Origin of the sequence: Flavobacterium odoriferum (assembly GCF_025499515.1) — a bacterium.
GTDB classification, from domain to species: Bacteria; Bacteroidota; Bacteroidia; order Flavobacteriales; family Flavobacteriaceae; genus Flavobacterium; species Flavobacterium odoriferum.
Genome location: NZ_JAMKFA010000021.1, coordinates 37924 through 49478, shown reverse-complemented (window position 1 = coordinate 49478; position 11555 = coordinate 37924). Strand labels below are relative to the sequence as shown.

The following is an 11555-nucleotide window of genomic DNA, read 5'->3' as shown; positions in this document are numbered from 1 at the left end:
TATCACAAGAAGATAATAAGGCAATAACAGAAAGGCTTAAAATATACAATGTTTTTATTCTCATTTTTTCTAAATTACAGTTAACGTTCTGCGGCTTGCTCTCAGTGGCGTTGAACCAACACCAAGCCATTACAAATATAACAAAACATTCCATTCAGCAGCGGATTTTCCGTAGGAAAATCCAGAAGTAGCCATTGAAGCAAACCGCTGTTAGCAGAGGTTATTCTTTCGTCATTAGTTCTGTGTTCGTTGTCCATAGTCCAAAATATGGGTTTTTAGCGTCTATTCGTTTTAGTAAAATTAAGAATGGCTTGTCGAAAACCATTTTTTTAGGTTTTGGCTTTTCGTATTCTTCTTCCATTTCTTCAACTGCAACAGCGATTTCTGCTTCACTTTCAATTTCTGCACCACTTTCGTCTAAAATAAAAGCAGTTCTTTGCCAAGCACGTTCTATTTGAAAATTCTGTTTGTTTGAGTTAAATCTATTACCTTCTAAATTAGTATAATTTGTCTCAATGTTAAAATTGAATTTTGGAATAATTACAATGTCTTCTTCACTGTAATAATATTTCCAATTTACCTTTTTGTTCTTCTTTTCACTCTTCCCGATTTCTGTTAGTTTTTCAATTTCATTCGTCATTTTGGCTATTGATTTGAAATTTTGTTCTGTCTTAAACAAAATGATTTCGTGTTCCTTGTCTTTTGGAAGCAGTTTTATAATAAAGTTGTTGTCGTTTTTATAGTAAATGATTTCTACAATTTTCAGTTGTTCGTAACTGTCAAACCCATTAACGCCAAATGAAGAAACTTTTTGTCCGTCAAAAATCAACTTGTTTGTGAAACTTTGAAGTTTGAGTTCAAATGGTAATGACTTATTAAATTCGGCTCTTGCTTTTATTAAATCATCTTCAACTTCTCCGCTCACTTCATACTCATTGCTTTTTAATACGTTTTTAAAAGAAGTTGAGTTGTCAAGCAGTTTCAAATCAGCATACTTGTCAGAAATTGTTAAAGGTGAATTAATTTGATTTCTTATTTCGTCCCAAGCAAATAGTAAAGTTGCACAATAAACCGAATTATTGTTATTTGAAATTTTATGTTCCAAAGTCGGAATGAATTGCGTGTTTTTATATCCAGATAGTTTTTTCACTTTTGGAAACTTTCTGTCATTCTTACAACTAAATAATGTTGTCAAGATAAGTGTCAATATGATTGCTGTCTGTTTTTTCATAATCTCTGCTAACGTTTCGCGGCTTAAAAATGTGGCGAAAACCAACACCAAGCCTTTACAAATATAACCAAAACTTTAAATTAAACAACTGCGCCATTTCAAAAATTCCCGAAACCAGCCATATTTTTAAACCGCTGTTAAATGCAGTTTTATATTTTCGGAACTTAAAAGACAACGCAACATTTTACCGCAAAGTTTGGTTTTCGGCTTTCCATTGTCACGCAAACTTGATCTGTCGCGCAAAGTTTGGTTTCCCGCAACGTATTTTCAACACAAAGTTATTCGGCAAAGTTCGGTTCAGATTTCACTTATCACGCAAAAGTTTTCGGCAAGTTTTTTTAAAATTATCAAACAGAAAAATAGGAGCGAAGCGTTCAGCGTAAGTTCGGAAAATATATTGCATTTAACGTTCTGAGGCTTGAATTAATGGCGAACCAAAGCACCAAACCATTACAAATATAAGAAAACCATTAAATTAAACAACTGTGCCAATGAGGATTTTCCGCAAGCCCAGCCATTAATGCAAACCGCTGTTAAATGCAGTATTATATTTTCACGAACTGAAAAATCAACGCAACGTTAATCCACAAAGTTTGGTTCGGTTTTCAATTTTTCGCAAAGTTTGGTTTCAGTTTTTGATTTCACAGAGAATTTTCCCAAAAAGGATTTTCAGCACAAAGTTTGGTTTCAGTTTTCCATTATCACGCAAGATTTTTCGATTACAATTTCCATTAATTTTCTTGCGAAAAAACAGGAGCGAAGCGCTATGCGTAAGTTCGGAAAATATATTGCATTTAACGGTCCTTGGCTAGCTGATGTTGTGGTATTTTGATACTAGCCAAACCAAATATACGAATACTTTCGGATTTTCGGAGAAAATTCGGAAGTAGGCTAGCAGCCACAATAACAGCTAACCAATGTTAGCACACGTTTTTTTATTCAATTGGAAATTCGGCTTTTATAAAATTAATTATAACTCCTTGAATTTCCTTTGGACATTTTCGGTTGTTTGAATTATTCTTTTGTAACCATTGCTATGCCAACCAATTAATTCATCAACAGTCAATCCGTCTAAATCAATTTCATACTCTAATAAGTATTTTTGAATAGAATTTTTAAGATTAGAATATTTTTTATCAAACTCCTCGTTTTTGAATGGATTAAAAATTGTCATAATAAATTTTTTAGTTATTGTCTTTCAAATACTGTTGTGAAATTTGGAACAGTTGTCTGCATACTTACATTTCCTGAAATATATTTAGTTTTAAAACGATTTTCACTCATTTCAATTATCTGTGTTTTATATTCAGCAGAAGAACCACTTCCAGCAGGATTTGTAATTGTTAATATTTTGGTATCTGGATTGTATGAATAGTCATAAAAAACAATTTCACTTTGACAAGCGCCAACAGTAGAAGCAGAACCAATCCAAAGAAGTGTATTTAATTCATTATTTGAAGTAAAAGTATAAGAAGGCAATTCTCCATTAGAACAAAGAATTAACAAATTTTCGCCAGTTTCTTTATTCATTGCTGTTACTTTCCAACTTCCGTGTAAATAACTTTCCGAGTTTAGGTTGTTAGAATCATCGCTATTACTACAACTTATTATAATTAAAGAAATAAGAATATTAAATATTTTTTTCATAATCTTGGTTTTAAATGTGTGCTAACGTTTCGCGGCTTGCTTTCAGTGGCGTTGAACCAACACCAAGCCATTACAAATATAACAAAACATTCCATTCAGCAGCGGATTTTCCTACGGAAAATCCGGAAGTAGCCATTGAAGCAAACCGCTGTTGGCAGTAGTTTTTATTTTTTAGTTTTTAAATCTACAAAATCCAAATATTTTTAAAACGAAATATCGTTCTGAAATCTATATTTAATGGTTATTATATGCTTTGTGTTATATTGAAAGTTTTCTTGCTCCGTTTTAATTATTTCTTCGATATTATTATATCGTTTCTAACTTTGGTTTCTTGGGTTTTTTAAAATTTCTTCAAGATTTTCATTACAAACTAAACAACTACTTTCGTAAACCGAAATTTTTCCACATATTTTGCAATCAGTTAAATTTAAGAATAGATTATCTATAAAATCGTAATCTGTACTAGTTAATTTTTCTTTTGGAATGTATTTTAAAAGTCTAAAAAAATTAACATCAGTTTGGGCTTGTAAATATAAATTTTCAGAATCAAAGTTGATTTCTAGTTCAAAATTATTTCCGTATTCGGGAATATTTATATTGATGTTTTTTACTTGATTCCATTCAAAATATTTCAGTTCAAATTTAAAATCATTTATTAAAATGCCATATTTAAAACCACTTTCTGTTATTTCGCTGATTGTATGTTGGTTTTTCATTTTGTTTGTCCAACAACTTTCACATATATTTTCTATCCAATAATCTGTTTGGTCATTAAAAACATTTTCTTGGCTTCCACATCTTGAACATAAACTATTAATGATTTTTTTGTATTTTTCAACAGTACTTTTTAGTTTAATATTATTTGATTCAATATTACAAATAAAATTACCATATTTTTCTTTTGATTTTATAGGAATGTTTAATTCCCAACCATTTAAGATTAACTCAGAAAACATATTTCTTAATTCATTTTGCCAACCTTCATAATTTGTTTTTATAAAAAGCTCAACAAAAAAATCTCTATCATTAAAATCAACTTCTATTTTTCTTTCTTTTAAAATATTTTTTGCAGTTTCTATGTAAATAGTATTATAGTCAAATTTCAAAATAGTTGTTAAATGAATCAAATAATCATCATCACAATTTATTAATTCATCATAATACTGTTTTACTTCATTTGTCATTTTAGTACGATTTTTTTCAAAATTACTGCCAACGTTCTGCGGCTTGCTCTCAGTGGCGTTGAGCCAACACCAAGCCATTACAAATATAACAAAACATTCCATTCAGCAGCGGATTTTCCGAAGGAAAATCCGGAAGTAGCCATTGAAGCAAACCGCTGTTGTACACTGTTTTTTTATTTTCTAATTAAGTCTTGAACTTTTTTAATACCACAACCAATAACAAAAACTCTTGTTCTTATATCGTTAATCCCATTATATGGTATTTTGTCTGTCCAAAATTCAACATTACGTTTTTCAAGTTCGGATTTTATTTTTTCGACTTCATTTTCAGATTTAAACATTCCAATATAATTTCTAATTGAATGTTTGTCCGATTTTATTTTTTCAAGAGCATATTGAACAGCTTCCTTTTCGTTAGCAAAATATTCCAAGACTCTTTTTTCTCCACGTTCAGTATAAAACCATTGGTATAGACCTCCATTTTTTTCAAGTCCACAACCTTCATAAATCGTATTTCCATTTATACTATAATTATTCATAGAGTAACAGTTTTCTTTTAACCATTGTTCTAATTCTAATTCAGTTTTTATTTCAGTTTCGTTCATTTTTAAAATAGTGTACAACGTTCCACGGCTTGTTTTCAGGTGGCGATTTCAGCACCAAGCCATTACAAATATAAACTAATTATTAAATTTTACAACGGCGTTTTCGGATTATCACTTAACCGCCACTTGAAACAAACCGCTGTTGTGCGATGGTGCTTTTAAAATACAACTTTCGATTAAAATTATATACAAAAAAACGTAAAAATTATATATTATGAAAACGATATCATCACAAGAATTGATTAAAAAAGAAATTTTAGAAATATCAAAAGAATTTACCAAAGGATTAGGTATTCCATTAAAAAACAGTACTTGGTTAATTTGCGACCCTTTGAGTGGATATTTAAATGCTTGTGGTTTTAAAAATAAACTACAAAGTTATAACGAGAACGAAGAACATTGTCAAGTATTATTATTAGACTTTGGCTTTGATATTTTAATTCCTGCTGGAAGCGATTTAAATAAAAAAGAAATAACTGATTGGTTTTGGGTTTCTTCTTTGGCGGTTTCGTAGCATCTCGCACAACGTTCTGCGGCTTGATTTCAGTGGCGTTGAATCAACACCAAGCCATTACAAATATAACAAAACATTCCAGTCAGCAGCGGATTTTCCGGAGGAATATCCGGAAGGAGCCATTGAAGCAAACCGCTGTTAGCAAACGTTTTATTCAAAAAATATTTCTTCTAGATTACCGTTTTCGTATGCTTTTAGATATTTTTTTGTTTGAGAACTTATTTTTACATTATTGTTTTTATTACCAATGTATTTTAGAACGATTTTTGCTCCTTCAATTTGTACTTCTTTAACATCAACTTGTTCGCTATATTTTTCACCTTTTTTGGGTTTACATTCTAAATTTCGATTGTAGTTGATTTTTTGGTTTAAACCATAATTAATCATTGCAACTATGTAAAGAAATTGTTGTTTGTCATCATTCGTTAATGATTTGAAAAAATTACCAAATGTTGGAATTCCCATTTCAGTTTCTTTATTCATCCAAAAATTCACTATTTGAGTAGCAGAAATAAATTCTTGAGATTTCAGGTCGACAGGATTTTCAAAAATATAGTTAGTTGCTCTAAAAAGCAATTTTTCATAATTTTTATAATTTACATTTTTGTCTGCTTTCATTACTTCTAAGGAATCAGATAATTGACCAAATAGAGTAATTGGTAATAGAAAGAATAGAAATGTAATTTTTTTCATAATAAGATTTTTAAATGTTTGCTAACGTTCTGAGGCTTGAATTAATGGCGAACCAAAGCACCAAACCATTACAAATATAAGAAAACCATTAAATTAAACAACTGTGCCAATGAGGATTTTCCGCAAGCCCAGCCATTAATGCAAACCGCTGTTAAATGCAGTATTATATTTTCACGAACTGAAAAATCAACGCAACGTTAATCCACAAAGTTTGGTTCGGTTTTCAATTTTTCGCAAAGTTTGGTTTCAGTTTTTGATTTCACAGAGAATTTTCCCAAAAAGGATTTTCAGCACAAAGTTTGGTTTCAGTTTTCCATTATCACGCAAGATTTTTCGATTACAATTTTCATTAATTTTCTTGCAAAAAAATAGGAGCGAAGCGTTCTGCTTAAGTTCGGAAAATATATTGCATTTAACGTTCCCAGGCTTTACGTCTGTTGCGGATTAAGGAAGCCGTAACTTTAGGTTTTGCACTGACTTCAAAGATACTAAACTAACTTTAAATTTAGCCCGAAACCCGCAATAGCGTAAAACCTGTGTTAGCGGTAGTTATTTTAATTTAATTGTTTCTGTGGTTTTTTTAAATTTAGTTAAATAATTTTCAACGTCATTGTATGAACTTGCAACAAATAAAATTGGATTTTTTTCAAATAATATTACCGCTTGATACATTATACCGACTTTGCCTAGATATTGTATTTTAGTTTCTAGAACATAAGCTATTTGATTATTTATCTTTGTTTTAGAAAATATTTTTTTATCGAACTTAATTCCAGTTTTTTCATAATTTGAAATTATATTTTCAAGATATCCTTCAGCATTATATTCATTAAATTCAAATAAAACTTTAAAATGTAGTGAGTTAGTTGTCGGGTTTTGAGCATCACTTTGGCCATTTTCAGTAAACTTTATCATTGTTGCAACCCTTAAATTTGGTGATGTCATTGCGTATTTAAAGTTTGTTATTGTTAGGTCAAAATCAAATCTAGCAAACTCTAATGGATCTAACTGTAAAAACTTGTCGTAATAAATTGATTTAAATATATTTTGTAATGTGTTTCTTCCATTTATATCTTCTGTTTTAAATATACCACCAACGATTACAACAAAAGATTCGTCACCGAATAATAATATTAGTTTAGTTTCTCCTTGTTTCTCTGATGGTCCTTCTAAATATATTGCATCATAGCTATTTAGCTTAATGTTTTTAACTACATCAATTTTCAGTCCTCTTTCATCCAAAGATTTTTTTGTAAAGTATTGGCTATATTCTTTAAAATTTGAAGAGTTGATTTCTAAAATTTGGAAAGATAAATTTTCATCTAGTCGGTAATCTAAAGACTCTTTGAAAAATATAAATTTTTGGGGTATTTTACAATATACCCGTGAACCTGTTATTAAGCTGTGTTGGTCAGTTTTTTCTGTTTGGAGTTCAGCCGGAAAGTTGTTTTGTCCAAATATTTTAAATGTTGAAAATAGAACAAAAAACATTATAACTACTTTATCTTTATTTATCATTGAATTCAAGGTTTTATTTTTATAATTACCGCTAACGTTCCGGCGCTTGGCGAGGTTGCGAACTTCGGAACTTATTATTTTCTGTTAAAGATAAAATTTCTTGCGAAATGTAAACGTGAATTTACTACAAAATTCGCAATCTTGCCAAACGCCTGTTAGCCGTTCGGTTTTTTATAATTCAAAATTGTAACTAACGTCTTTATTGTCATTTTCTGAAATTTTCACTTTTTTTATGTAAATTTTTCCATCACTTTCTAAAATGTCATAACTACCTGTTCTGTTTTTTGACTTTATTAAAACATAGTAAACACCTGGTTTTGCATTTAGTGAATAATTTCCATTTGCATCAACAGTTTTTTTCGGCAAATCGTCATCAAGTTTTAGAAGTTGCATATATAATTCTGTAGAAATTTTTGCGGCTTTTTCTGGAGTTTCAGAATCATATTTTACTAATTCTTTCATATGTCTTTCCATATCTTTTTGAGCATCTTCCATTCCTTTTTTAAAAGTTTCGCTCTGTTCAGCCATTTTCTTTTTGCCTTCAGTCTTTTTATAAGCAGCAGAATATTTTTCGTATCTTTCTAATGATGAAAAATACATTTTTTGGTAAAACTTGCCATAATAAAATTTTTCATAAAGTTTATAATCAAAATTTTTAACTTTTGCACTGTCTATCAAAGTTACAGAAGCACCCAAATCTGGTTTGTTTCCTTGGTATTCATTAAAGTAATATGTAACAACTCCACTAACAGAAGTTTGAGAATAACTTAAAATTGAAAATGAGCATAGAATTAATGCGAAAATAATTTTTTTCATAGTATTGAATTTAGAAAGGAGATATTAAAAATTTATTAAACTCTTTTATTTTGATTTTTATAATGTTCTCAATTTCTGTTTTTGAAAATTTTTCATTTTTTTTTAAAAACTTGTTTGATTTAGAAATTAAACTGTCAGTTAAATCTTTTAAAATTGGAGTAAAGTTTTCTGCATTTTTTTGCATTGCTAATAATCCACCACTATTATCAAAAACGTCAATATATTTCTGTTTATGTTCAACAAAAACAATATTTATTTCCATTTCAATTTCTTCCATTTATTTTTGTTTTAATTTTCGTTTCGTTCCGCCAAACTGACGGCTAATGTTCTGCGGCTTGAATTAATGGCGAGCCAAAGTACCAAAACATTACAAATATAAGAAAACCATTAAATTAAACAACTGTGCCAATGAGGATTTTCCGCAAGCCCAGCCATTAATGCAAACCGCTGTTAAATGCAGTATTATATTTTCACGAACTGAAAAAATCAACGCAACGTTTATCCACAACGTTTGGTTTTCGGTTTTCAAATGTCACGCAAACTTGATTTGTCACGCAAAGTTTGGTTCGGTTTTCAATTTTTCGCAAAGTTTTTTGTTGAGAATTGTCTTTAAATTACTAAAATCCGAGAATTGTCATTGAAGGTTTTCCACAAAGTTTGGTTTCAGTTTTCAATTATCACACAAGATTTTTCGATTACAATTTTCATTAATTTTCTAACGGAAAAATAGGAGCGAAGCGTTCTGCGTAAGTTCGGAAAATATATTGCATTTAACGTTCTGCGGCTTGCTCTCAGTGGCGTTGAGCCAACACCAAGCCATTACAAATATAACAAAACATTCCATTCAGCAGCGGATTTTCCGAAGGAAAATCCGGAAGTAGCCATTGAAGCAAACCGCTGTTGTGCATTCGGTTTTTATCCAATTAGTTGTGGATTAAATGTTAAAATTATTCCCCAAATTGAAATATTAATTCCAAATACAGTCATTAACAAACCAATTATAAATTTTGAACTTGATGATGTTTCTTTCACTATTAAACCTATTTTTTCAATTGGTAATTTCTTTTGAAATAATCTTTTAGATACTAACATAGATTCTTTTACTTCTAAGTCTTCAATATTTTTAATAAAGATTTTGTGTATTCCAAGATTTTCAATTTCAAAACTATAGAATTCGGTTGCTAATCTTCCTTTGTAATGAAATTTGAATTTCAGATTTTTTTCAATAGTATTTAATTTCGTCTCGTTATGGGTAATTTGAGTTTCAAAGTTTACCAAATTATTTGCATAACCTCCACCAACTACAGAAATTGAATACGTACCAATTTTTTGAAAATTTATTTCATTTTCAGTTAGTTTTAATTCGCTAATAATTTCGTTTCTGTAATTTTTTATCAGTGTTTTTATACCAAAAACAAACATAACTAATCCAATTATTCCGATTAGAAGAAATATTATTTGCATTTATTTTAAGAATTTAATTTTAGAGTTTATTTATATTCCGTTTTTTGTCGCTCAAAACTGATGCACAACGTTTCGCGGCTTGCTCTCAGTGGCGTTGAACCAACACCAAGCCATTACAAATATAGCAAAACATTCCATTCAGCAGCGGATTTTCCGTAGGAAAATCCGGAAGTAGCCATTGAAGCAAACTGCTGTTGTAACAAGTTTTTTATTCAGAAAAGTCATAACCATACATAAATTCATTAAGTAAACCTCCCGAGCTTTCTAATCCTACGATATCCATCAGCTCTTCAAAATAAGTACATATTCTTTCCCGATTTTCTGTGTCCAATTCTAAATATATTTTTGAAAATCTATTTAAGCCTTTTTCAATAGCTTTATGGTAATCATTATCAGATGCAATTCCTTTCACCGCAATATTTTGAAAATCTTTAGCTGATTCATTTATCAATTCTGTTAATATCGGTTTCAATTTTTCCTCACCAATTCCAGGATAAAATATTTTCGAATCAGGTAAAAATTTTTCTTTTGAAATAAATTCTTCAAACTTATTCATGGCGGTTATAGGAGTTTTAATTTTATTTTGACCACATGAATAAATTGTAGTCAAAAAGATAAATGAAATAAAAAAAGTTAGCTTTTTCATTTAGTTGGTTATAAAATTTGTTACAACGTTCTGCGGCTTGCTCTCAGTGGCGTTGCACCAACACCAAGCCATTACAAATATAGCAAAACATTCCATTCAGCAGCGGATTTTCCGTAGGAAAATCCGGAAGTAGCCATTGAAGCAAACCGCTGTTGTACCACGTTATTCTTCATAAACACATTCATTCCTCACTTTAACCCCATTTTTCTCAAGTTTCAATTTAAACTCAATCCATTTTCCATCTGTTAATGTTCCAGCTGGATATAATTTTTCTTTGAAATTATTTTCGATAACTCTCAAACAATTCGGCATTTTTCCTTGTGTTTCGAATGTTACTTCTTTGATGTTACTTATTTTATAAATGTCTTGTTTCCAAATAAGGTTATGATTTTTAATAATTAGAAACTCTTTATCTAAACTGAAATAATGCATTAACCAAGAATTAAAATAAAACCAAAAAAAACCGAAGGTTAAAAAGACTATCCAAAAATTAATATTAGTTGGGACTTTACCTTTAGAGAAAACCATAAATAAAACAAATAATATTAAACCCCAAAGACTAATTCCTCTTAAACTTGTCCATTGATTGCCTTTGAAATCTTCAGTTTTTATAAAACGAATTAATTTAGGATCAATTTTATTATTTTCAGGTTTTGAAAATTCTCCCTTTTCAATTACAACTTTTTGAAGAAAATATTTTATTTCCCAACTATTTTGGTACATATCATTAAAAAAATATTTTACAGAATTATCCTTAAATTTAATTCTTGTTCCTTCCATAGGAAAAGTTATTAAATATTTAAAAGGCATTTTACCCGTTAGATATACTTTTTTAATGTCTGAAATTAAATATTCATTTTTATTAAATGTTATTTTATGATTGTCAATTTTTATAGTTGGTGAATTTCTAAAATATTGCCAAACTGTATAAAAAGCCATTAAGATTACGGCAATACCAAATAAAAGCATAAATAAAGTTTTGATTTCTGATTTTCCTTTATTTATTAAGTCAAAATATGTATATATCATAAAAGTTCCTAATGCATTAAAAAATAGAAACGCAAAAGAAATTGATAAGTAAAATTTTAGGAAATTTCGTTTTGTAGTAATCATTGGTTTATAATGTGGTACAACGTTTCCAGGCTTTACGTCTGTTGCGGATTAAGGAAGCCGAAACTTTCGGTTTTGCATTGACTTGAAAGACACAAATCAAACTTTAATTTAAGCCTTAAACCCG

Annotated in this window: 14 protein-coding genes; 2 read left to right on the top strand and 12 right to left on the bottom strand. The window is 29.5% G+C overall.

Going from position 1 to position 11555, the window contains the following annotated elements:
• On the top strand, positions 1 to 191 hold a 191-nt coding region (locus M9Q43_RS13070; RefSeq protein WP_262319313.1), incomplete at its 5' end, for a hypothetical protein.
• Positions 192 to 220: 29 nt separating this feature from the next.
• Here M9Q43_RS13070 and M9Q43_RS13065 read toward each other — a convergent pair.
• The 5 genes from M9Q43_RS13065 to M9Q43_RS13045 form a co-directional block, all read right to left on the bottom strand.
• Entirely contained in the window at positions 221 to 1150 is a 930-nt protein-coding gene (locus M9Q43_RS13065) for a serpin family protein (protein WP_262319312.1), read from the bottom strand.
• A gap of 1051 nt (positions 1151 to 2201) precedes the next feature.
• Positions 2202 to 2405, bottom strand: a complete 204-nt coding sequence (locus M9Q43_RS13060; protein ID WP_262319311.1) for a hypothetical protein — start codon at positions 2403 to 2405, stop codon at positions 2202 to 2204.
• 14 nt (positions 2406 to 2419) lie between these two features.
• Complete coding sequence (locus M9Q43_RS13055; protein WP_262319310.1) at positions 2420 to 2878, bottom strand: hypothetical protein; 459 nt, start codon at positions 2876 to 2878, stop codon at positions 2420 to 2422.
• A 317-nt stretch (positions 2879 to 3195) separates the two neighbouring features.
• On the bottom strand, positions 3196 to 4062 hold the full coding sequence (locus M9Q43_RS13050; protein WP_262319309.1) for a hypothetical protein: 867 nt from the start codon (positions 4060 to 4062) through the stop codon (positions 3196 to 3198).
• 173 nt (positions 4063 to 4235) lie between these two features.
• Positions 4236 to 4667 (bottom strand): hypothetical protein, encoded by a 432-nt coding sequence (locus M9Q43_RS13045; RefSeq protein ID WP_262319308.1) that lies wholly within the window; start codon positions 4665 to 4667, stop codon positions 4236 to 4238.
• A 214-nt stretch (positions 4668 to 4881) separates the two neighbouring features.
• Here M9Q43_RS13045 and M9Q43_RS13040 point away from each other — a divergent pair, with 214 nt between their 5' ends.
• The gene (locus M9Q43_RS13040; RefSeq protein ID WP_262319307.1) at positions 4882 to 5181 is read left to right on the top strand and encodes a hypothetical protein; all 300 of its coding nucleotides are present in this window, start codon (positions 4882 to 4884) and stop codon (positions 5179 to 5181) included.
• 150 nt (positions 5182 to 5331) lie between these two features.
• Here M9Q43_RS13040 and M9Q43_RS13035 read toward each other — a convergent pair whose 3' ends face one another.
• The 7 genes from M9Q43_RS13035 to M9Q43_RS13005 all read right to left on the bottom strand — a co-directional run bounded on the left by M9Q43_RS13035 (position 5332) and on the right by M9Q43_RS13005 (position 11287).
• Positions 5332 to 5874, bottom strand: a complete 543-nt coding sequence (locus M9Q43_RS13035; RefSeq protein ID WP_262319306.1) for a hypothetical protein — start codon at positions 5872 to 5874, stop codon at positions 5332 to 5334.
• A 549-nt stretch (positions 5875 to 6423) separates the two neighbouring features.
• Positions 6424 to 7392, bottom strand: coding sequence for a hypothetical protein (locus M9Q43_RS13030; protein ID WP_262319305.1), 969 nt, complete (start codon positions 7390 to 7392; stop codon positions 6424 to 6426).
• Between the two features lie 171 nt (positions 7393 to 7563).
• Positions 7564 to 8208 carry a hypothetical protein gene (locus M9Q43_RS13025; protein WP_262319304.1) on the bottom strand — a complete coding sequence of 215 codons (645 nt, stop codon included), beginning with the start codon at positions 8206 to 8208 and terminating at the stop codon, positions 7564 to 7566.
• A gap of 10 nt (positions 8209 to 8218) precedes the next feature.
• Positions 8219 to 8485, bottom strand: coding sequence for a hypothetical protein (locus M9Q43_RS13020; RefSeq protein ID WP_262319303.1), 267 nt, complete (start codon positions 8483 to 8485; stop codon positions 8219 to 8221).
• A 638-nt stretch (positions 8486 to 9123) separates the two neighbouring features.
• Positions 9124 to 9672, bottom strand: a complete 549-nt coding sequence (locus M9Q43_RS13015; protein ID WP_262319302.1) for a hypothetical protein — start codon at positions 9670 to 9672, stop codon at positions 9124 to 9126.
• Positions 9673 to 9880: 208 nt separating this feature from the next.
• Positions 9881 to 10318: a DUF4844 domain-containing protein gene (locus M9Q43_RS13010; RefSeq protein ID WP_262319301.1), complete on the bottom strand. Its 438-nt coding sequence runs from the start codon at positions 10316 to 10318 to the stop codon at positions 9881 to 9883.
• A 162-nt stretch (positions 10319 to 10480) separates the two neighbouring features.
• On the bottom strand, positions 10481 to 11287 hold the full coding sequence (locus M9Q43_RS13005; protein WP_262319300.1) for a hypothetical protein: 807 nt from the start codon (positions 11285 to 11287) through the stop codon (positions 10481 to 10483).
• Positions 11288 to 11555 lie beyond the last annotated feature (268 nt).

Bases quoted from the DNA above. Each gene is read 5' to 3' on its own strand.
- M9Q43_RS13060 (WP_262319311.1), bottom strand. From the start codon at position 2,405: ATGACAATTTTTAATCCATTCAAAAACGAGGAGTTTGATAAAAAATAT.
- M9Q43_RS13055 (WP_262319310.1), bottom strand. From the start codon at position 2,878: ATGAAAAAAATATTTAATATTCTTATTTCTTTAATTATAATAAGTTGT.
- M9Q43_RS13050 (WP_262319309.1), bottom strand. From the start codon at position 4,062: ATGACAAATGAAGTAAAACAGTATTATGATGAATTAATAAATTGTGAT.
- M9Q43_RS13045 (WP_262319308.1), bottom strand. From the start codon at position 4,667: ATGAACGAAACTGAAATAAAAACTGAATTAGAATTAGAACAATGGTTA.
- M9Q43_RS13040 (WP_262319307.1), top strand. From the start codon at position 4,882: ATGAAAACGATATCATCACAAGAATTGATTAAAAAAGAAATTTTAGAA.
- M9Q43_RS13035 (WP_262319306.1), bottom strand. From the start codon at position 5,874: ATGAAAAAAATTACATTTCTATTCTTTCTATTACCAATTACTCTATTT.
- M9Q43_RS13030 (WP_262319305.1), bottom strand. From the start codon at position 7,392: ATGATAAATAAAGATAAAGTAGTTATAATGTTTTTTGTTCTATTTTCA.
- M9Q43_RS13025 (WP_262319304.1), bottom strand. From the start codon at position 8,208: ATGAAAAAAATTATTTTCGCATTAATTCTATGCTCATTTTCAATTTTA.
- M9Q43_RS13020 (WP_262319303.1), bottom strand. From the start codon at position 8,485: ATGGAAGAAATTGAAATGGAAATAAATATTGTTTTTGTTGAACATAAA.
- M9Q43_RS13015 (WP_262319302.1), bottom strand. From the start codon at position 9,672: ATGCAAATAATATTTCTTCTAATCGGAATAATTGGATTAGTTATGTTT.
- M9Q43_RS13010 (WP_262319301.1), bottom strand. From the start codon at position 10,318: ATGAAAAAGCTAACTTTTTTTATTTCATTTATCTTTTTGACTACAATT.
- M9Q43_RS13005 (WP_262319300.1), bottom strand. From the start codon at position 11,287: ATGCTTTTATTTGGTATTGCCGTAATCTTAATGGCTTTTTATACAGTT.